Annotated in this window: 19 protein-coding genes and 1 pseudogene; 15 read left to right on the top strand and 5 right to left on the bottom strand. The window is 65.3% G+C overall.

Annotated features, from left to right (window positions below):
* Window positions 1–78: 78 nt before the first annotated feature.
* The 3 genes from RFN28_RS00955 (at window position 79) to RFN28_RS00965 (ending at window position 3,193) form a co-directional block, all read left to right on the top strand.
* Window positions 79–363: a GCG_CRPN prefix-to-repeats domain-containing protein gene (locus RFN28_RS00955; RefSeq protein WP_320285483.1), complete on the top strand. Its 285-nt coding sequence runs from the start codon at window positions 79–81 to the stop codon at window positions 361–363.
* Window positions 364–471: 108 nt separating this feature from the next.
* A complete protein-coding gene (locus RFN28_RS00960; RefSeq protein WP_320285484.1) occupies window positions 472–1,926 on the top strand; it encodes a DUF1800 domain-containing protein in 1,455 nt (484 codons plus the stop codon).
* A gap of 28 nt (window positions 1,927–1,954) precedes the next feature.
* Window positions 1,955–3,193 carry a DUF1501 domain-containing protein gene (locus tag RFN28_RS00965; protein ID WP_320285485.1) on the top strand — a complete coding sequence of 413 codons (1,239 nt, stop codon included), beginning with the start codon at window positions 1,955–1,957 and terminating at the stop codon, window positions 3,191–3,193.
* Window positions 3,194–3,240: 47 nt separating this feature from the next.
* Here the strand turns inward: RFN28_RS00965 and RFN28_RS00970 are convergent, their stop codons facing one another.
* Window positions 3,241–3,507: a GCG_CRPN prefix-to-repeats domain-containing protein gene (locus RFN28_RS00970; protein WP_430676992.1), complete on the bottom strand. Its 267-nt coding sequence runs from the start codon at window positions 3,505–3,507 to the stop codon at window positions 3,241–3,243.
* Window positions 3,508–3,743: 236 nt separating this feature from the next.
* Here RFN28_RS00970 and RFN28_RS00975 point away from each other — a divergent pair, with 236 nt between their 5' ends.
* Window positions 3,744–4,190: a pyridoxamine 5'-phosphate oxidase family protein gene (locus RFN28_RS00975; RefSeq protein ID WP_320285487.1), complete on the top strand. Its 447-nt coding sequence runs from the start codon at window positions 3,744–3,746 to the stop codon at window positions 4,188–4,190.
* A gap of 94 nt (window positions 4,191–4,284) precedes the next feature.
* Here the strand turns inward: RFN28_RS00975 and RFN28_RS00980 are convergent, their stop codons facing one another.
* The 4 genes from RFN28_RS00980 to RFN28_RS00995 form a co-directional block, all read right to left on the bottom strand.
* Window positions 4,285–5,859 (bottom strand): indolepyruvate oxidoreductase subunit beta family protein, encoded by a 1,575-nt coding sequence (locus RFN28_RS00980; protein WP_320285488.1) that lies wholly within the window; start codon window positions 5,857–5,859, stop codon window positions 4,285–4,287.
* Entirely contained in the window at window positions 5,852–8,005 is a 2,154-nt protein-coding gene (locus tag RFN28_RS00985) for a thiamine pyrophosphate-dependent enzyme (RefSeq protein WP_320285489.1), read from the bottom strand. The genes RFN28_RS00980 and RFN28_RS00985 overlap by 8 nt, the downstream gene beginning before the upstream one ends.
* Before the next feature lie 49 nt (window positions 8,006–8,054).
* Window positions 8,055–8,537, bottom strand: coding sequence for a MarR family winged helix-turn-helix transcriptional regulator (locus RFN28_RS00990; RefSeq protein WP_320285490.1), 483 nt, complete (start codon window positions 8,535–8,537; stop codon window positions 8,055–8,057).
* A 430-nt stretch (window positions 8,538–8,967) separates the two neighbouring features.
* The gene (locus tag RFN28_RS00995) at window positions 8,968–9,759 is read right to left on the bottom strand and encodes a cyclase family protein (RefSeq protein ID WP_320285491.1); all 792 of its coding nucleotides are present in this window, start codon (window positions 9,757–9,759) and stop codon (window positions 8,968–8,970) included.
* Window positions 9,760–9,876: 117 nt separating this feature from the next.
* Here RFN28_RS00995 and RFN28_RS01000 point away from each other — a divergent pair.
* From RFN28_RS01000 to RFN28_RS01050, 11 genes and pseudogenes are all read left to right on the top strand, one after another.
* Window positions 9,877–10,139: pseudogene (locus RFN28_RS01000) on the top strand (NAD(P)-binding protein); the annotation flags it as partial.
* 160 nt (window positions 10,140–10,299) lie between these two features.
* Window positions 10,300–12,594, top strand: coding sequence for a bifunctional salicylyl-CoA 5-hydroxylase/oxidoreductase (locus RFN28_RS01005; RefSeq protein ID WP_320285492.1), 2,295 nt, complete (start codon window positions 10,300–10,302; stop codon window positions 12,592–12,594).
* Window positions 12,591–13,364: an SDR family NAD(P)-dependent oxidoreductase gene (locus RFN28_RS01010; protein ID WP_320285493.1), complete on the top strand. Its 774-nt coding sequence runs from the start codon at window positions 12,591–12,593 to the stop codon at window positions 13,362–13,364. Before RFN28_RS01005 ends, RFN28_RS01010 begins: the two co-directional genes overlap by 4 nt.
* A complete protein-coding gene (locus RFN28_RS01015) occupies window positions 13,358–13,822 on the top strand; it encodes a MarR family winged helix-turn-helix transcriptional regulator (protein WP_320285494.1) in 465 nt (154 codons plus the stop codon). The genes RFN28_RS01010 and RFN28_RS01015 overlap by 7 nt, the downstream gene beginning before the upstream one ends.
* The gene (locus RFN28_RS01020) at window positions 13,819–14,631 is read left to right on the top strand and encodes an enoyl-CoA hydratase family protein (protein ID WP_320285495.1); all 813 of its coding nucleotides are present in this window, start codon (window positions 13,819–13,821) and stop codon (window positions 14,629–14,631) included. The genes RFN28_RS01015 and RFN28_RS01020 overlap by 4 nt, the downstream gene beginning before the upstream one ends.
* A gap of 237 nt (window positions 14,632–14,868) precedes the next feature.
* On the top strand, window positions 14,869–16,017 hold the full coding sequence (locus RFN28_RS01025) for an acyl-CoA dehydrogenase family protein (RefSeq protein WP_320285496.1): 1,149 nt from the start codon (window positions 14,869–14,871) through the stop codon (window positions 16,015–16,017).
* 29 nt (window positions 16,018–16,046) lie between these two features.
* A complete protein-coding gene (locus RFN28_RS01030) occupies window positions 16,047–16,442 on the top strand; it encodes a RidA family protein (protein ID WP_320285646.1) in 396 nt (131 codons plus the stop codon).
* A gap of 435 nt (window positions 16,443–16,877) precedes the next feature.
* A complete protein-coding gene (locus RFN28_RS01035) occupies window positions 16,878–17,597 on the top strand; it encodes a GntR family transcriptional regulator (RefSeq protein WP_320285497.1) in 720 nt (239 codons plus the stop codon).
* A gap of 160 nt (window positions 17,598–17,757) precedes the next feature.
* Complete coding sequence (locus RFN28_RS01040) at window positions 17,758–18,897, top strand: aminotransferase class V-fold PLP-dependent enzyme (protein WP_320285498.1); 1,140 nt, start codon at window positions 17,758–17,760, stop codon at window positions 18,895–18,897.
* 100 nt (window positions 18,898–18,997) lie between these two features.
* Complete coding sequence (locus RFN28_RS01045) at window positions 18,998–19,783, top strand: ABC transporter substrate-binding protein (protein ID WP_320285499.1); 786 nt, start codon at window positions 18,998–19,000, stop codon at window positions 19,781–19,783.
* 109 nt (window positions 19,784–19,892) lie between these two features.
* Window positions 19,893–20,570: an amino acid ABC transporter permease gene (locus tag RFN28_RS01050; RefSeq protein ID WP_320285500.1), complete on the top strand. Its 678-nt coding sequence runs from the start codon at window positions 19,893–19,895 to the stop codon at window positions 20,568–20,570.
* Window positions 20,571–20,585: the final 15 nt, after the last annotated feature.

Consider the following 20,585-nt stretch of genomic DNA (forward strand, 5'->3'; position numbering starts at 1 on the left):
GGGAAGAGGGACAGGCCTGCCGCCGCGCGAATGCGGCACAGGTTGGTTTCAACCTTCGAGAAACTTGGGGAGTATCCCATGAACGGTCTGACGAAATATTCGCTCGCTGCCGCCCTCGCCATCGGCGGGACGGTCGCGGCAAATGCGGCTTCCGCAATGCCGATCGCGCCGGTTGCGGCGCCAGCGCTGGTGGAACACGCGGCCTGGGGCTGCGGCCCGGGCTGGCACCCCAACCCGTGGGGACGCTGCGTTCCCAATCGCCGCGTCGTCTATCCGGGCTATTACTATTGGGGTGGACCGAGGGTCTATATCGGCCCGGTCTGGCACCCGTACCACCGCTGGCATCACTGGCGCCGCTGGTAAAGCCCGGCCCAGCTCACGATGCCGGCGCCGAAGCCGGATCGTCAGCCTTTGATCTTTCAGAACTGGTCGGCCGACGCGATCTGTGTCGGCCCTGCGACGGAGGCTGCGTTGGCCCTACCCGTTTCAAATGCCGCTCCGCCCGATCCGGCGCTTGTCGCGCTCAACCGGTTCGGGCTCGGCACTAGGCCCGGCGACGATCTCGGCAAGATCGCCGGCGACGCGCGCGGCTATCTCAAGGCGGAACTCAAGCAGCCCGACATAGCCTTGATCGCGACCGACGATCCGGCGAATGCCTGGCTGCTGGACAGCACCGCCGCCATCCAGGCGAGCATGGCAGCCGCTGCGGAGCGCAAGGTGGCGCGGGAGAAGAAGGCGGGGCCCGTCATGCAGCCTGCGACAGACACTGCGGACAACCCGACCGACGCAAAAGAGAAGCCGGTCGTGCCGCCGGTCGAGGCCGATATCTATCGGGATGAAGCCCAAGCCCGTTTCGACAAGGCACTCGCTGCCGCGCCCGGCTTTATCGAGCGGCTGGTCGGCTTCTGGTCGAACCATTTCTGCGTCTCCGTCGCCAAGGGTCAGCTCGTGCGGGCCTGCGCCGGCGCTTTCGAGCGCGAGGCCATCCGCCCCTTCGTGCTCGGCCGCTTCGCCGACATGCTGCTGGCGGTCGAGCATCACCCGGCAATGCTGTTCTATCTCGACAACCAGCAATCGATCGGGCCGGACTCCCGCGCCGGCAAACGGCGCGGACGCGGCCTCAACGAAAACCTCGCCCGCGAGATCCTGGAACTGCATACGCTCGGCGTCGGCAGCGGCTATGCCCAAGCCGACGTCACCAGTTTCGCCGGCATGCTCACCGGCTGGACGATGGCCGGACGAGAGGGACGGCTCGGCGAACCCGGCTCTTTCGTCTTCAACGCCAACGCGCACCAACCCGGCGAGGCGATGCTGCTCGGCAAGACCTATCCCGCCGGCGGCATGGGCCAGGCCGAGGCTGCGCTCAACGACATTGCGAGCCATCCGGCGACCGCGCGGCACATCGCCACCAAGCTCGCTCGCCATTTCATAGCGGACGATCCGCCGCCGGCGGCGGTCGACCGCCTTGCCGAGGTCTTCGCCAAGAGGGACGGCGATCTGCGCGCGCTCGCGTTTGCGCTGGTCGACATGCCGGAGGCCTGGTCGACGCCGCTCTCCAAGCTGCGCTCGCCCTTCGACTATGTCGTTGCGGTCCGGCGGGCGCTCGGCTCTTCCGCCGGCAACGAGCCGCAACGAACGCTTCGCTGGCTAAGGGTGCTGGGTGGGCCGCTCTGGCAACCGCCCGGCCCGAACGGCTTTTCCGACCGGACCGACAATTGGGCTTCGGCCGAGGGCCTGAAGACGCGCCTCGACATCGGCTGGCAGGCGGCGCGACAGGCGAGCGATATCGGCAATCCGGACGACATGCTTTCCACCCTGGTTGGCGCCTCCGCTTCGGCCGAGACGCGAGAGGCGATCGCGCGCGCCGAATCCAAGCAGCAAGGCCTGGCGCTGCTGCTGATGGCGCCGGAATTCCAGCGCAGATAGTCCACTATCGACGAGCGGAGACGCGGCCATGAGCCTTCTTTGTGAAACTCCCAATCCCTCCCGCCGCGCCGTGCTGATGACCGGCGGCGCGCTGTTCGCCTGGGCCTATCTGCCGCGTTTCGCGCGCGCCGCCGACAATCGCGATCCGCGCCTGATCGTTATCGTGCTGCGCGGCGCCCTGGACGGGCTGTCCACGGTCGGTCCGGTCGGCGACCCCGACTATGCCGGCCTGCATGGCGATATCGCGCTCTCGCTTTCAGGCCCGAACCCGGGTCTGCCGCTCGACGGCTTCTTCGCGGTCAATCCGGCGATGCCGGTGTTTGCGCGGCTGTTCAGGGCGGGCCACGCGGCCGTGGTGCACGCGGCGGCGACCGGCTACCGCGACCGCTCGCATTTCGACGGCCAGGACGTGCTGGAAAGCGGCCTGCCCGGACCCGGAAACGCCACGACCGGCTGGCTCAACCGCACGCTTGCCAGCCTACCGGCAGGCGAAAAAGTGGCAAAGCTCGGCGGGCTCGCAGTCGGGCCTTCGACGCCGCTGGTGATCCGCGGCGCCGCATCCGTGCTCGGCTGGGCGCCGCAGGCCCTGCCGACGCCAGGCGACGCGCTGGCCGAGCGTCTGCTCGATCTCTACAACCACCGCGATCCGGTGTTGGCGGCAGCGCTGCAGAAAGGCCTCGACGCCGACCGGATGGCGCTCGGCGACGAGCTCGACGGCAAGGCCATGAAGCCCAGAGGCGGCCTCGACAATGCCGCCGGCATGCGCCAGTCCGCGCAAGGCGCGGCGAAGCTGATGGCGGCGGACGACGGACCGCGCATCGCCGCGCTCGCCTTCGATGGCTGGGACACGCATGTCAACGAAGGCGGCGCCACCGGCCGGCTCGCCAATCTGCTCGGCGGCCTCGACGGCGCCTTCGAGGAATTCGAGAAGGGGCTCGGCGAGCGCTGGAAGGATACGGCGATCGTCGCCATCACCGAGTTCGGCCGCACCGCCCGCATCAACGGTACCGTCGGCACCGATCACGGCACCGGCACGGTGGTGCTGCTCGCCGGCGGCGCGATCAAGGGTGGCCGTGTCATCGCCAACTGGCCCGGCCTGAAGCCGGCTCAGCTCTACGAGGGCCGCGACCTCGCACCGACCAGCGATGTGCGCGCGGTGCTGAAGGGTTTGCTCGCGGACCAGTTCGGCCTCTCGGCCGCCGTGCTCGGCGACAAGGTGTTTCCGGACTCGGTGGCGGTGAAGCCGATGCGCGAACTTATTGCGTGAAAAGGCCCGCGCCGTTTCCGGCGCGGGCATCTGTCCCCTGAAAGCGATCACCAGCTCCAATAGCCGGGGTGCCAGCGGTGGTGGTACCAGAAGCCGGGATGCCAATGGCGCACCGGCCTGATGACCACGCGGCGGTTCGGCACGCATCTGCCCCAGTGGTTCACGTGCCAGCCGGGACCGCAGCGCCAGCCGACGGTTTCGATCGGCGGCGGCGCGGCGTTGGGTTTCGCCAGCGGCATGGCCTGCGAGCCGGCGGCGGACAGCAGCAGGTTGCCGGCCGCCAATGCGAAGGGCAGAAAATATTTGGTGAGCATAAGGTTCGTCTCCGTCATTCATCCCTACCTCCGTGAAACGGAGGAAACGGCCGAATTCCGTCGCATTGAGGCTGATCACATATTCGTCAGCTCATTTCAGAGTTCGCCCATGAGATGGCAAGCTTAGCCTTTGCCGCATGGCTCATTGATCCATATCAATGAGCCATGAAGTGCCCCGCACTAAGTTTTTATGAACGGAGATTGTTAAGGCCGAAGGCCGGATGGGAGATCGTTCGATGTTGATCCGCACGCTCTCTGCTTTGGAATGCACGAAATTGCTGGCGGCCAATCGCTCCGGCCATCTGGCATGCGCGAAGGACGGACAACCTTACGTCGTGTGCTTCAACTACGCCTACGCCGACAACCACCTCTACGCATTCTCCTTGCCGGGCAAGAAGATCGACTGGATGCGGGCCAATCCCCTAGTGTGCGCCCAGATCGACGAACACACCCAGGGGCGCGGCTGGAGAAGCGTGATTGTCGACGGCCGCTACGAGGAACTGCCAGACAAAATCGGCCACCGGGTTCAGCGCGACCATGCATGGTCGGTGTTGAGCAAGCACACAGACTGGTGGGAGCCCGGTGCGCTCAAGCCTGTCATGCCTCCCGTGTCGGATAACCTGCCGCACGTTTTCTTCCGGATCCTTGTCGAACAGGTCTCGGGACGAGAAGCAAGCGAATAGCTGTTTCCGCCGTTCGGCGCGCGAGCCGTGTCTCTGATTCGCTTTGCCTGAGCGTCATCGCCAGTGTTTTCGAGTGCTGGCGACTTTCGAATCTTTATGAAGCCGGCCTGTCGCCAAGCGTCGCCACCGTCTTCAGCGCGCCATCGAGCATGTCGCCCTTCTCGTCTTTCAGCGCCGCCTCGCGCAGGCGGCGGATCCAGTCGGCGGCGTCGTCGCGGCCCTTGAGCATGGGAAGCGCCGACAGCACGCGGTCGAATTTGGACTGGGCGCGGGCATGGGTGTCGCTGTAGCCCTTGATCAGCCGGCGGCAGTTCAGGATTTCCGTGCCAAGCGCATAGTTCTCTCGCGCATGGGCGAGCGCCAGCTCGTACCAGCGCTCCAGATGCTCCATCTCGACCCTGTGGCGCAGCAGCCGGCGGCGCCAGCGGCGCAGGCCGCCGATGAACCACAGCGTGGCGAAACCGGCAAAGCTGTCGGTGCGGATGTGGCGGCCGCGATTGATGCGGCGGTCGAGGAAGGCGGCGAGCTTCGGCCGGCTCTCGATATAGCTGCCGGGTCCCGCCGGCAGCGTGCCACAGAATTCTTCGATGCGCGGATGGAAATATTCGGTGACCTGCAGGACCGAGCCTTCCTCGACGCCGACCTCCTTGCGTACGCGCTTGTCGCGCGTCGAGCGGGTCTTGAGGTCGGCCACGCGGATCATGTCGTCATAGCACATGGCATTCGCCAGATGCTTGGCCGCCGCGATCGACAGCGCATAGCTGCGCTCCACATTATCCAGCGCAACCGCCTTGGCTAGCCGGTCGAGATATTCGCCGCCATAGGCGATGTCCTGGAAGTCGACGACCTTCTTCAGGCCGCGCTCGGCCATGGCGCGCACCGGTTCCGGCAGTGCTGCGACGCGAGCGGCGAGTTCCTGCCAGCCCTTCAGCAGGGTTTCCGGACCGCTGACCTTCGAGCGGGCTTCGGCGGGTTTCGCTGCGGCCTTTTCACCCGCCGGAGCGGCCGCGATGTTGCGCGCGCGCTCATAGGCGGCGCCGAATGCGGCAAGGCTTGCCTTGACGCCGCGACCGCCGGCGCCGATCGCCTGCTCGTAGCTTTCAAGCGTGAAGGGCAACGTGTCGGAGCCGGCCAAGGCGCCAAGCAGGCTGGCAGAGATCATGGTGCCGTTCTCGGCGGCGATCTTTTCCATGTCGAAGGCGATGAAGCGTTTTGCCGCGACCTGCGCCGTCGCGCGCACCTTCTGCGACGAGGCGCGGCCGTCGCCCGGCTCGATCTTTTCCGAGACGGCGGCGATGCGATGCGAGGAGGCGATAAGCGTCGTGCGCTCGGGCGTGACGAAGCCGCGGATGATGGCGCGGCCGGCTTCCATCAGCTCGGCGGCAATCAAGATGTCGACATCGCCCTGCGAAGGCGACAGCGCGAAGACCGGCAGGCGGCCGGTGTCGCGGGCCATCTCGATATAGTAGATCGTGGCGCCCGTGCGCTGGGCGACGCCGGCGACCGAAGTCGATTGCGCGATATAGCCGCTGCGCTCGGCGACGTCGGTGATCCAGTCGGCAAGCACGCCGCCACCCTGGCCGCCGACCGCAAGCACGGCAAGCTTGATGACGCGTCCCTCATCATGGGCGCCGGATTTCGGACGAAGGGGCGAGGTCTGCTCAAGCATCGGCGAACATCAAACGGCGGCTTTCGCGGCGACGCTGCAAAACGCCGATCGCGGCGCGGCGCGCGCTTTCTAGGAAACGGTCCCAGCGGCTGGGATTGTGGACGACATCAGCGCGGTAGAAGGAGGGGCAGAGCACGGCCGCATCCGCCACCTCGCCGCAATTGCCGCAGCCGACGCAGTTCTGATCGATGCTTGCGACAGGATCGTCGCGCAGCGGATCGTCGAGCGTCTTCACTGACAGCGACGGACAGCCGGAGAGCCGCATGCATGCGTGGTCGCCGGTGCAGATGTCCTCGTCGACGCCGAATTTCGGCTTGACGATGCGCGTCCCCTCCTTGATCGCCTTGTCGATCCCCGGCCTCTCGCGGCGCTGGCGGTTGAGCATGCATTCGGAGGAGGCGACGATGACCTTCGGCCCCTTCTCCTCTGTGGTCAGCGCCTCGCGAAGCGTATCGCGCATCTTGCCCACGTCATAGGTGCGGTCGATGTGGCGCAGCCATTTGACGCCCATGCCCTTCACCGCCTCGGTGATCGGGTGCTTGGTCGATTTCGTGCGGTTCGAGGCGCGCGAGGATAGGATGTCCTGGCCACCGGTCGCGGCCGAGTAGAAATTGTCGACGATGACGATGACGCCGTCATTCTTGTTGAAGACGGCGTTGCCGATCGATGAAGTAAGGCCGTTGTGCCAGAAGCCGCCGTCGCCGACGAAGGAGATCGAGCGGCGTTTTGCTTCCGGCGAATTGAAGGCCGAAGCCGAGGCCGGACCAAGCCCGTAGCCCATGGTGGTGGCGCCGAGCTCGAAGGGCGGCATGATCGAGAACAGATGGCAGCCGATATCGGAAGCAATGTGATGCTTGCCAAGCTCCTGCTCGACCAGTTTTGTCGCGGCGAAGATCGGCCGCTCCGGACAGCCGACGCAGAAGCCGGGCGGGCGGCCGGGAACGACATTGACGAGATCGGCAGTGTCGACGCCCTCGCCCAGCTTGTTCGGCGCGCGAACCTCGCCGGGCAGAAGATGCGGGGCATAGGCGCGCAGGAAGGAGCCGATGCCGTCGAGCATAACCTGTCCGGTGTATTCGCCGGCCATCGGCAGATGCTCCTTGCCGACCAGCTTGGTGCCGCGGCCGGTCTTGTGTAGCATTGCGGCAAAGGCCTGCTCGATATAGTTGGGCTGGCCTTCCTCGACGACCAGCACCGCCTGCTTGCCCTCGCAAAAGGCGAGGAACTCGTCGTCGACCAGCGGATAGACGGCGTTCAGCACATAGAGCGGCACATCGGTGTCGCCATAGGTGTCGGCAAGGCCGAGCCGCTGCAGCGCGCGGATGACGGAATTGTACATGCCGCCCTGCATGACGATTCCGACCGAGCCGTGATCGGAGCCGAAGATTTCGTTGATCTTGCGCTCGCGGATGAAGCTGACGGCCGCCGGCCAGCGTTTCGCGACCTTTTCCTTCTCATGCAGGAAGGACGCGGGCGGCAGCACGATCCGGCCGGTGTCGCGGCGCGGCGCGGCAAGCGCGTCGGCGACCGACATTGGCGGACACTTGTTGTCCTTGGCGGTGAAATGGCCGTGGACATGGCAGCAGCGGATGCGCACCTGCAGCATGACCGGCGTGTTGGAGGCTTCAGACAGCTCGAAGCCGTCCTCCACCGCCTTGACGATCGAGGGCAGGTTCGGGCGCGGATCGAGCAGCCAGACCTGGCTCTTCATGGCAAAGGCATGGCTGCGCTCCTGCATGATCGACGAGCCCTCGCCATAGTCCTCGCCGACGATGATCAGCGCGCCGCCGGTGACGCCGCCGGACGCGAGATTGGCGAGCGCGTCGGAAGCGACATTGGTGCCGACCGTCGACTTGAAGGTGGCGGCGCCGCGGATCGGGTAATGCACGGACGCCGCCAGCATGGCGGTGGCGGTCGCCTCCGAGGCGCTCGCCTCGAAGTGCACGCCGAGCTCGCCCAGAATGTCCTGCGCGTCGGCGAGCACGTCCATCAGATGGCTGATCGGCGCGCCCTGGTAGCCGCCAACAAAGCCGACGCCGCATTGCAGCAGCGCCTTGGTGATGGCGAGGATGCCTTCGCCCGCGAACTCCTCGCCGGCGCCGAGTCTCAGCTTTTCGACTTCCTTGGCAAAAGACCGTTCGGCCATCTCTGCCTCCTTCCGTTGCCGCCGCTGGTCGGCGGCGCGTACGTCAAACTCAAATGTCGTGCTTGCGGATGTTCTTCAGCATCTTCTGCAGAATCGCGATCAGCGCGGCATATTCGGCATCGTCGACGCCGTCGAACATCGCCTCGAAGGCGTCGTGCATGCCCGGCCACGCGCGGGTAAAGAGCGCCCGTCCATCATCGGTCAGGAACACATGGCGGAAGCGGCTGTCGGTGACGCCCTGCTCGCGCCGCACGAGACCCTGCCCTTCCAGCGTGTCGAGCGTGCGGCTCAAGGTCGACTGCTCGATCACCGTATAGACTGAGAGATCGTTGACGGTTACGCCGTCGGTGACCGAGAGCACGGCCAGCGTGCGTACCTGCGGGATGGTCAGGCCCTGCTTGCGGAAATCCTCGCGCAAAGTGGCGTTGTAGCGGCCCATGATGCGGTTCATCAGATAGGGCGCGAACTGCTGCAGGCCAATCTCGCCGAGCGTCGAGATGCGCTGGCGTTTTGGCGGAGCTTTCTCGTCCATCACAGCCTCCCTGCCAGCAGGAAGCCGGAGCCGCCGCCAAGGCCCGCGCCCGGATGGGTCGAGGCGTCAATGTGATAGAGACCCTTGATGCCGGTCTCGTGGTTGCGGCTTACCGGCGAGGTGATTGGTGGTGGCTCTGCCTTCGGGACGGGATATGCAATCGCGCAGGACGGCGTTCCTTCGCGCCCCCCTCTGCCCTGCCGGGCATCTGCCCCTCTAGGGGGGAGATTGGACGTCGCGCCGGCTTTCGCCAATCGCCAACGCAGCCAGAGTGAGCAGGGCGTCGAAACTGCCAATCTCCCCCCTTGAGGGGGAGATGTCCGGTAGGACAGAGGGGGGTGAGCGCCAGCGCTGCAAGGCTGCCACCCATCACCCATCGTCACTCCGTTGCCCACGAGCATGATCTTCTCCCGAAGACCGCCACTTCGCCCTATTTGCCCGGCACCAGCGCCAGCGCGCGGATCGGGCTGCCGGTGCCGTGCTCGATCTTGAGCGGGGCAGCGATGAGGATCGCGCCCTTCGGCGGAAGCTGGTCGAGATTGCAGAGGCTGGCCAGCCCATAGCGGTTGGCCTTGTGCATCAGCGTGTGGGCCGGGAATGGCGGCTCCATGCCGCCGGCCTTGCCGGCATCGGTGCCGATCGTCTCGCTGCCCCAGCCCTTGATGTCCTTGCTGATCAGGAACTGGATGGCTTCCGCCGTCGGCCCCGGAGTGTGCGGGCCGGTCTCGTTGGCGTTGAGGAACTCGGCTTCCGAGCCGTTGCGCTTGTACCAGTCGGTGCGCATCACCACCCATTCGCCGGGGTTGATGGCGCCGTGCTTGGCCTCCCAGGCCTTGATGTGGTCGACGGTGAGCAAGAAATCGTGATCGGCCGCGGCCTCCTTCGAGCAGTCGATGACGTTGACCGGCCCGACGAAATTCTGCGCCGGAATGGTGTCGGTGGCGCCGTCCGGATAGTCCTTGCCGGTGATCCAGTGCTGCGGCGCGTCGAAATGGGTGCCCGAATGCTCGCCGAGCTTCAGCCAGTTCCAGGCCCACCACGGGCCGTTCTTGTCATATTTGGAGATGGCATGGATCTCGACCTTCGGCGTGTCGACGGCGAGCTCCGGCGGCAGCTTGATCAGCGGCGTGTTCGGCCCAAGCGGCGCCGACAGGTCGACCACCTTGATGGCGCCCGAAAGCAGCTGGCCGGCGACCTCGCCGAGGAGTTGTTGCGTGTCCATTGTCTTCGTTCCCTCTTGTTCGTGATCATCAAGGCTCGTAGCGGCCCTTAATATCCTACTAGACGAAAACATATGCATCTGCAATTATCTTTAAGCATAAGCATTTCGGGGCGGGGCGTGAGCGAGTTCGACGCCATCTTTGGCGGGGCGGGCACAACAGTCTGGCCTGCGCCGCGCATCTGGCCGCCAAAGGCTGGAAAATAGCGGTTTTCGAGCGCAGCCAGGCGATCGGCGGCGCCGTCCGGACGGGCGAATACACACCTCCCGGCCTCCGGCATGATTTCGGCGCGGTGAATTTGAGCCTGTTCGCCGGCTCCGACCTCCACCGGAAATATGCAAATGAATTGAAAAGCCGCGGGCTGGAATTCGCACTCGTCGCGGTTCGTCGATGAGCGCCAAGGCGCTTGCCGGCACGGCCCGGAACCGATTATTCAATTATAAAACTTCAAGCTTGAAATAATTTCACGTGAGGGCAATATTGGAAGTTGGAACCGCCGGCCTTGTCCGGCGGTTGCGGATGCGAAGAGGAGATCGCAAGACATGAAGGTTGCGGTTCTCGGCGGCGGGTCGGCCGGGCTCTACTTTGCCATCTCGCTGAAGCTGCGCGACGCCGCGCATGAGGTGACGGTCTATGAGCGCAACCGCCCCGACGACACGTTCGGCTGGGGCGTGGTGCTGTCGGCCGAAACGCTGGAGAACCTGACCAGGAACGATCCCGTCAGCGCGGTCTGGATCAAGAAGCATTTTGCCTATTGGGACGACATCGCCGTCATCCATGACGGCGTGCGCACGGTGTCCTCCGGCCACGGCTTTTGCGGCATCGGCCGCAAGCGGCTCCTGATCCTGCTGCAGCGGCGGGCACGCGAGCTCGGCATCAAGATGATGTTCGAGACAGAGATTTCGGATCCCCGCCCCTTTATGGAAACACATGACCTGGTCGTCGCATCCGACGGGCTGAACTCGAAATCCCGTGCCGCCTTCGCCGATGTCTTCAAGCCCGACATCGACACCCGCAAATGCAAGTTCGTGTGGCTAGGCACGACGCAGAAATTCGACGACGCCTTCACCTTCATCTTCGAGAAGACGGAGCATGGCTGGGTGTGGGCGCACGCCTACCAGTTCGACAGCGAGACCGCGACCTTCATCGTCGAGTGCAGCCAGGAGACCTGGGAGCGCTTCGGCTTCGGCCAAATGACGCAGCAGGAATCGATCGCGGTCTGCGAGCGCATCTTCGAAAAGCATCTCGGCGGCCATCCGCTGATGACCAACGCCAATCACATTCGCGGCTCCGCCTGGATCAACTTCCCCCGTGTGTTTTGCGAGCGCTGGTCGCACAAGAACCTGGCGCTGATGGGCGATGCCGCGGCTTCAGCGCACTTCTCGATCGGCTCCGGCACCAAGCTCGCGTTGGAAAGTGCCGTCGCGCTCGCCGACTATGTCGAATCCGAGCCGGACCTCGAGGCTGCCTTCCGCAAATACGAGGATGCGCGGCGCACCGAGGTGCTGAAGCTGCAGTCGGCGGCGCGCAATTCACTCGAATGGTTCGAGGAGGTCGAGCGCTATCTCGGCCTCGATCCGGTGCAGTTCAACTATTCGCTGCTCACCCGCTCGCAGCGCATCAGCCATGAGAATCTGAGGCTGCGCGACGCCGAATGGCTGGCGGGCGCGGAGGAATGGTTCCAGCGCAAGGCCGGCGCCGGCGGCAACATGCTGCGCCGCGCGCCGATGTTCGCGCCATTCAGGCTGCGCGACATGGCACTCACCAACCGCATCGTCGTCTCGCCGATGGCGCAGTACAAGGCGGTCGACGGCTGCCCGACCGACTGGCATTTCGCTCACTATGCCGAGCGCGCCAAGGGCGGCGCCGGGCTCGTCTATATCGAGATGACCTGCGTCAGCCCCGAGGGGCGCATCACGCCCGGCTGCACCGGCTTCTACAAGCCCGAACATGAGGTCGCCTGGAAGCGGCTCGTGGATTTCGTCCATGCCGAGACCGAGGCCAAGATCTGCGCGCAGATCGGCCATTCCGGCGCCAAGGGCTCGACCCGTCTTGGCTGGGAAGGAACGGACGTGCCGCTCATCTTTGGCAACTGGCCGGTCATGGCGCCTTCGGCCGTGCCATGGTCGCCGCAGAACCAGGTGCCGAAAGCGATGGACCGCGCCGACATGAACCTTGTACGCGACCAGTTCGTCGCCTCGGCCGAGATGGCCAAGCGCTGCGGCTTCGACATGCTGGAGATCCATGCCGCGCACGGCTATCTGCTCTCCTCCTTCATCACGCCGCTGACCAACCGCCGCACCGACGACTATGGCGGCTCGCTGGAAAACCGCATGCGCTACCCGCTGGAGATCTTCCATGCGGTGCGGGCCGTGTGGCCGGCCGAGAAGCCGATCTCGATGCGCATTTCGGCCAATGACTGGGTCGGCATCGAAGGCGTCACGCCGGCCGATGCGGTCGAGATCGCGCGGCTGCTGCATGAGGCCGGCGTCGACCTTTGCGACGTGTCGGCCGGCCAGACCTCGATCGGCGCAAAGCCGGTCTATGGCCGCATGTTCCAGACGCCGTTCTCCGACCGCATCCGCAATGAGGTCGGCATGGCGACGATGGCGGTCGGCAACATCTATGAGCCCGACCATGCCAACTCGATCCTGATGGCCGGGCGCGCCGATCTGGTGGCGCTGGCGCGGCCGCATCTCACCGACCCCTACTGGACACTGCATGCGGCGGTGACGCTCGGCGATCGCGGCGTCAAATGGCCTGATCCTTACCTGCCCGGGCGCGACCAGATTTACCGGCTGGCCGAACGCGAAGCGGCAGCGGGGCTCAAAGTATGAGCGCGGCTCGAACAATCGCCGGCCGACATGTCCTCGTCACCGGCGGCGGCTCCGGTGTCGGCAAGGCAACTGCGCTGGCCCTGGCGGAAGCCGGCGTCGATGTGACCATTTGCGGACGGCGCGAAGAAGCACTCGCCGAGGTCTCGAAGGAAAACGACCGCATCTTCGGCATCGCCGCCGATGTCACGGACGAAGCCGAAATGACGGTTCTATACGAGAAGGCGGAGGCCGCGCGCGGACCGTTCGACATCGTCGTCGCCAATGCCGGCATGGCCGAAAGCGCGCCGGCGCACAAGACCGCGCTGGTGGACTGGCAGCGCACGCTTGACGTCAACCTGACCGGCGCCTTCCTGACGGTGAAACCCGCGCTGGCAGGCATGCTCGCGCGGAAGACCGGCCGCATCGTCTTCGTCGCCTCGACCGCCGGCCTGAAAGGCTATGCCTATGTCGCGCCCTATGTGGCGGCCAAGCATGGCGTGGTCGGGCTGATGCGGGCGCTGGCAGCCGAGACCGCCAAGTCCGGGGTGACGGTCAATGCCGTCTGTCCGGGTTTCGTCGAAACCGACATGCTGGAAGAGTCCATTCAGCGCATCGCCGAGAGAACCGGCCGCTCCGTCGATGACGCACGCGCCAGCCTTGCGGCGACCAACCCGCAAGGGCGTTTCATCCAGCCCGACGAAGTTGCCGCCGCGGTGCTTTGGCTCTGCAGCGACACCGCGCGATCGATCACCGGACAGGCGATCTCGGTTTCGGGAGGCGAGACATGGTAGCCGGCCCCCTGCCCGCGAGTTCCGGCAAGGATAGGCTGCGCCTGTGGATCAGGCTGCTGCGCGCCTCGCGCACCATCGAGGCAGAGCTGCGCGAGCGGCTGAAGAAGGAGTTCGACACCACGCTGCCGCGCTTCGACGTGATGGCGGCGCTTTACCGGTCGCCGGAAGGCATGCTGATGAGCGACCTTTCGAGCTTCCTGCTGGTGTCGAACGGCAATGTGACGGGCATCGTTGACCGGCTGGTTTCGGAAGGGCTTGTCACCCGCGCGCGCCGCAACGGCGACCGCCGCACCTCGATGGTGCGGTTGACCGAGGAAGGAACGAAGGCGTTCGCTGCGATGGCCGCGGCGCATGAGGGCTGGATCGGCGAACTGCTCGGCAATGTCCGCGAGGACGAGGCGCGGAGCCTGACCGGCATGCTGAAGTCGTTCCGCAGCAATTGGGAGGGACGCGAATGAGCGCCATGGCCAATCTCAAGCCGAAGCACTTCCTCTGGGATGTCGAAGGCACGGTCGCGAAGGTCCGGCTCGATCGGCCCGAGCGCAAGAACCCGCTCACCTTCGACAGTTATGCGGAGCTTCGCGACACTTTTCGCGACCTTGTCTATGCCGACGATGTCGACGCCGTGGTGTTCCTGCCCAATGGCGGCAATTTCTGCTCGGGCGGCGATGTGCACGACATCATCGGGCCGCTGGTCAAGATGGACATGAAGGCGCTGCTCGCTTTCACGCGCATGACCGGCGACTTCGTCAAGGCGATGCTCAACTGCGGCAAGCCGATCATCTCCGCCGTCGATGGGGTGGCGGTCGGCGCCGGCGCGATCATCGCCATGGCCTCCGACATCCGCATCGCGACGCCGGAGGCGAAGACCGCCTTCCTGTTCACCCGCGTCGGTCTCGCCGGCTGCGACATGGGGGCCTGCGCGATCCTGCCGCGCATCATCGGCCAGGGCCGCGCGGCCGAGCTGCTCTACACCGGCCGCACCATGAGTGCTGCCGAAGGCAAGCGTTGGGGCTTTTACAACCGCCTCGTCGAGGCTGCCGCGCTCGAGGCCGATGCGCTCGACATGGCGGCGCGCATCGCCTCCGGCCCGACCTTCGCGCATGGCATCACCAAGACGCAGCTCAACCAGGAATGGTCGATGGGCCTCGACCAGGCGATCGAGGCCGAAGCGCAAGCGCAGGCGATCTGCATGCAGACCGGCGACTTCGAGCGAGCATACAAGGCGTTTGTGGCGAAGGAAAAGCCGGTGTTCAAGGGGAATTGAGGATGTTTTCTACGATCAAGGCGGGCATGTTGGCGGGACAGCGCCCCCCTCTGTCCTGCCGGACATCTCCCCCTCTAGGGGGGAGATTGGCAGCTCCGCCGGCGACGCCTTTTCTGCAACGCTGGCGATTGGCGAAAACGTGGGCGACGGCTGATCTCCCCCCTAGAGGGGGAGATGGCCGGCAGGCCAGAGGGGGGCGCCATAGAGCGCGACGCTCGAAGCACAGCGGGGGCGCAAATGCCTGACCGCTCCTTCCTTAACTGGCCATTCTTCGAAGACCGCCATCGCGAGCTCGCCGAAAATCTGGACGCCTGGTGTGCAAAGAACCTGCCGGTCGATCACCACGATGTCGATATGGCCTGCCGCGAGTTGGTCGCGAAGCTCGGCCGCGACGGCTGGCTGAAGCCGACGGCGATCGACCCTGACAACCCTGCGCCGCTCGATGTGCGGACGCTCTGCATCACGCGGGAAACGTTGGCACGTCACGACGGGCTCGCCGACTTCGCCTTTGCCATGCAAGGGCTTGGCACCGGCGCGATCTCGCTTTTCGGCACGCGGGACCAACAGCGCTGGCTCGAAAGGACGCGGACCGGCCAGGCAATCTCCGCTTTCGCGCTTTCAGAGCCGCGCTCGGGATCGGATGTCGCCAACATGGAGATGACGGCCGTCCGCGACGGCGACGGTTACGTGCTTTCGGGCGAGAAGACCTGGATCTCCAATGGCGGCATCGCCGACGTCTACACCGTCTTCGCCCGCACCGGTGAGGCGCCCGGCGCCAAGGGAATTTCCGCCTTCATCGTGCCTGCGGAAACGAAAGGCCTCGGCATTGCCGAACGGCTTGAGGTGATTGCCCCACATCCGCTGGCCAGGTTGGCGTTCGACAATGTCCGCGTTCCGGCTTCTGTCCTGATCGGCAAGCCCGGCGACGGTTTTCGGATCGCCATGTCGGTGCTCGACGTTTTCCGCTCGACGGTCGGCGCCGCGGCGCTCGGCTTCGCACGACGCGCGCTGGATGAAAGCGTGAGACGTGCAGCGGAGCGCAAATTGTTCGGCGCGCCGATGGCCGAGCTGCAGATGGTGCAGGGCCACATTGCCGACATGGCGTTGGATGTCGACGCCGCGGCCCTGCTTGTCTATCGCGCCGCCTGGACCAAGGACACGGGCGCGGAGCGGGTGACGCGCGAGGCGGCTATGGCAAAGCTCTTCGCCACCGACAAGGCACAAGAGGTGATCGACAAGGCGGTGCAGCTGCATGGCGGCGACGGCGTGCGCAAGGGCTACATCATCGAGAGCCTCTATCGCGAGATCCGGGCGCTGCGCATCTATGAGGGAGCGTCGGACGTGCAGAAGGTGGTGATCGCCAGGCAGGTCATGGGAGCGTCATGAGCCGGCAAAGTGAACTCGAGGGGCTAGATATGCACACCATCCTGCAGCCGCAAGGCTGGGCCAAGCCGATCGGCTACGCCAATGGCGTGGCCGCGCGTGGCCGGCTTGTCTTTATCGGCGGCCAGGTGGGCTGGAATGCCGAGTGCCGTTTCGAGACCGAGGACTTCGTCGGCCAGGTGCGCCAGACGCTCGCCAACATAGTCGCGGTGCTCGCCGAAGCCGGCGGCGAGCCGCAGCACATCACCTCGATGACCTGGTATTTCACCGACAAGGCCGAATATCTCGCCAATCTCAAGGGGATCGGCGAAGCCTATCGCGCCGTCATCGGCCGGCACTTTCCGGCGATGGCCGCCATGCAGGTGGTGGCGCTGGTCGAGGACCGAGCCAAGGTGGAGATTCAGGCGATGGCGGTGATTCCGGAGTGAGATCGAGCTTGTCCGACCCCGGTCTTTCAACGGTCGATGACCCGTATGGCGCTCAATTTTAGGCGGCAAATTTTCAACGTCGGCGCCGCCCCTCACCTGGCTGCCGCCATCTTCTCCCCGTGATCGGGGGAGAAGGACGCCGTCGTCGCCGCTTTCGCCAATCACCAACGTTGCAGACAGACGCCAAGGCTGCGGCCAGCCCTGTTCTCCCGTTCACGGCGAGAAGGTGCCGGTCCACCCTCCGCAGCTGCAGCGCAGCTGCTGCGGAGGACGGGCGGGCAGATAAGGGGCAGCGCCGACGTGGTCAGACCGGCGACTCTCGCAACCGCTTGGCTCCCGCCACAATCTGTGATCAGATGATCAAAGCTTTGGCGGAGAGATGTGTTTACACGTCTCCGCACATAGCTTCTGTCAGGATTTAAGGAAAGCAAAAGCGTGGCTCTGGGCTTCGAACCGGTATCGGGACGCATCACCGTCCAGGATGGCGTCTATCAGCAGCTTCGCCATGCCTTGATGGTCGGCAGGTTCGACCCGGGCCAAGTGCTGACTATCGCCTCGCTGGCGGAGGCCTTTGGCACCTCGAACATGCCGGTGCGCGAGGCCCTGCGGCGGCTGGCGGCGGAGAACGCGCTGGAGATATCCCAGAACGGCTCAGCCTGCGTGCCGGTGGTGACGCGGGCGCGGCTCGACGACCTCTGCCGCGCGCGCCTCGCCGTCGAAGGGCTGGCAGCCGAGCTTGGGGCGCCGCGCCTGACCGCGGCCGAGATCGCCACCCTGCAGAAGGTTACCGACGACCAGCAGGCGATCGGGCGCGACGGCAGTATCTACGAACTGATCGCCAAGAACCAGCAGTTCCACTTCACCATCTATCGCGCCTCCGGCTCCGACGTGCTGTTCCAACTGATCGAGACGCTTTGGCTGCGCTTCGGCCCCTATATGCGGCTTTTATCCAACCACGTCGCGCCACTGATGCGCGCAGGCGTGATGGAGCCCTCGGGCCGGCACGTCGCGATCATCGCGGCGCTGAAGGACAAGGATTTTCTGCGCGCCCGCGACGAGGTGGTGGCCGACATCACCGCGACGCAAGCGACTTTGCGCACGATCTGCCCGGAGCCCAGGCCGGTCGATTTCGCCGCCTTCGGCAAGGCGCCCTGACATAGGCGATAGCGGGCGGGCTCCCGAGCTATCCGTCGCGAACTCTGGACCAAGAAAATAGCCGGATTTTGCAGGCGCCGATCCGCATTTCTTCAGCCGCGGCGATTGATCCGTGTCCGGTTTTGTGATCACATGATCACAAGGGAGCGAGAGACAGCGAATGTCCGGCTATTTTCTCTATCATTCGATCGGCACCTTTCCCGGCAAGGCCGAGCGAATGGCCGCCGCGCTCACGGAGTTTTCCAACATCTGGTCGGCGGAGGATGACGGCCAATGGCCGGCTGCCCTTGCCGCGCGGCAACGCTTCATCGATGCCTGGACACGGCTGATCGAAGCGCCGCAAGGCACGCTGACCACGGCCGAGAACGTCACCTCGGCGCTCTACAGCCTGATCGGCGCCTTGCCTGCCGAGCGTCTGGCGGGAAGGCGGCTTCTGGTTGCGGCCGACTGTTTTCCGAGCCTGCATTTCCTGCTGGCGGGATTGGCCGAGCGTTTCGGCTTCACGCTCGACACGGTGCCGCTGCGGCCCGGCAAGAGCTGGGTGCGCGACGAGGATTTCATCGCCCAATGGCAGGCGGATGTCGGGCTTGCATTGCTCACCTTCGTCACCTCGACGGCCTCGCACCGCTGCGATGTCGAGCGGCTTGCCGCGCATGGCCGCGCCATGGGCAGCATCGTCGGCGTCGACATCACGCAAGGTGTCGGCGTGGCGCCTTTCTCAGTTGCCCAAACTCCGGTCGACTTCGTCGTTTCGACCTCGCTCAAATGGCTGTGCGGCTCTTCCGGCGCCGGGATATTGCAGGTAGCACCCGACCTTCTCTCGACCTGCCGGCCGGAGCTGCGCGGCTGGTTCAGCCAGCCGAATCCGTTCTCCTGGGATCTCGACGCCTTCACTTATGCCGACGACGCCCGCCGCTTCGACCACGGCACGCCGGCGATCCTGGCTAGCGTCGCATCGCTGCCTGGGTTGGAATGGGTGGAAGAGACCGGCATCGACGCCATACGCGCGCAGAATGCGACATTGGTCGAACGCATCATCGGTGCTGCGTTGGATAACGGGTGGGCGGTGCGATCGCCGCTCGACGCCAAGGAGCGTGGCGGCAGCGTCATGCTCAGCCTGCCGCAGGGCATCGAGCCAGCGAAGATCATCGCCGCGCTGCGCAAAGAGCGATTGTACTGCGACGCGCGCGGCACGACGCTGCGGCTGTCGCCCGGCATGGTCTCCACGGAAGCGGCGATCGAGGCGCTGATCGCGCGGCTCAAGGAACATATCGGTTCGCGGCGGCGCCGCTCATCCTGAATTCAGGCACCGCATCGCCTGCGGCGCCCGGGAGTGGGGCGCCGGAAGAAGCGGAAGACGAAATGCGTCGCAGTCGACGACCGAACCAGAGGGAAGCAAGATGTTGAAACGTCTAGGACTGATTGGGGTGATCATCGCCGCAGGCGTCGCCTTCGCGGCGCCCGCCTTCGCCGACAAGATCATGGTGGGCGCTTATCCGGCCAATCCGCCGTGGGAATACAAGACCGATTCCGGCGGCTTCGAAGGTTTTGAGATCGATGTTGCCAATGATGTCGCCAAGCGCATCGGCGCCGAAGTCGAATTCCAGGATCTCGGTTTCCAGGCGCTGTTCGCGGCGACCGCTTCGAGCCGCATCGACTTTGCCGTGTCGTCGATCTCGGTCACCAAGGAGCGGCTGCAGAACCAGGGCTTCACGCAGGCATATTACGACAGCGACGGCACCATCGTCGGCAAGGCGGACTCCGCCATCAAGGCGCTCGACGACCTCAAGGGCAAGACCATCGGCGTCATCGCCGGCTCGACGGGCGAAGCCTATATGAAGGAAAACGCCGCCAAGCTCGGCGTCGCCGAGACCAAGAGCTACAACGCCCAGCAGGACCTTTTGCTCGATGTGCAGAACGGCCGCATCGACGGCGGCGCCGGCGAGCTTGCCGGCTTCCTGTTCGCCATCAAGCAGATGCCGGCGCTCAAGATCCTGGTGCGCATCCCGACCGGCGAACGCTTCGCCATGATGACCAAGAAGGGCCATCCGCTGCTTGAGAAGGTCAACGACGCCATCAGCGAGATGAAGAAGGACGGCACGATGGCGGCGATCCACAAGAAGTGGTTCGGCGTCGATCCGGAAGTCGGCACCAGCACGGTGACGCCCGGCCCGATCCCGCAATAAGCCGGCTAATCACAAGCCTCGATGAGAGCGACGGCAACGGCTGGCGCTCTCGCTTCGGCCATTTGGGTTTTCGCCAAACGCGGCGGGCCTTGTCTCACGGGTGATGCCGATGGAACTGATCGACACCTTCTTCAACTGGGGCATCCTGGTCCGGTCATTTCCGATCCTCATCCGCGGGCTTGGCAACACCATCCTGCTCGGCTGCGCCGCGATCGTCTTCGGCACCGTCGCCGGGCTGGCGATCTGCCTGGTGCGGCTCTACGCGCCGAAGCCGCTGCGGCGGCTGGCGACGCTCTACATTGACATGTTCCGCGCGCTGCCGATCCTGGTGGTGCTGATCCTGATCTATTACGCCCTGCCCTTCATCGGCATCCGCCTGTCATCCTTCGCGTCGGCTGCTCTTGCGCTGTCGCTGGTGCTCGCCGCCTTCACTGCGGAAGTCTGCCGCGCCGGCATCCAGAACATCCCGAAAGGCCAGTTCGAGGCGGCCTCCGCGCTCGGCCTGCCCTTCTGGGTCGCCATGCGCAAGGTGATCCTGCCGCAGGCGATCCGCGTCGTCATCCCGCCGCTCACCAGCAATTGCGTCTCGGTGTTCAAGGACACGGCGCTCGCCTCGGTCGTGGCGATGCCGGACCTCTTGAAACAGGCGACCGACGCGCAGGCGCTGATGGCCAACCCGACGCCGCTGATCGGCGCCGCGATCATCTACCTCGCCTTCCTGTGGCCGCTGGTGCGGCTGGTCGGCTACCTCGAAGAGCGCGGCAAGGCCAAGTCCGGCGCGCACTGACCCTCCCAGCATAGC

This window comes from Mesorhizobium album, assembly GCF_033977205.1.
Taxonomy (GTDB): domain Bacteria; phylum Pseudomonadota; class Alphaproteobacteria; order Rhizobiales; family Rhizobiaceae; genus Mesorhizobium; species Mesorhizobium album.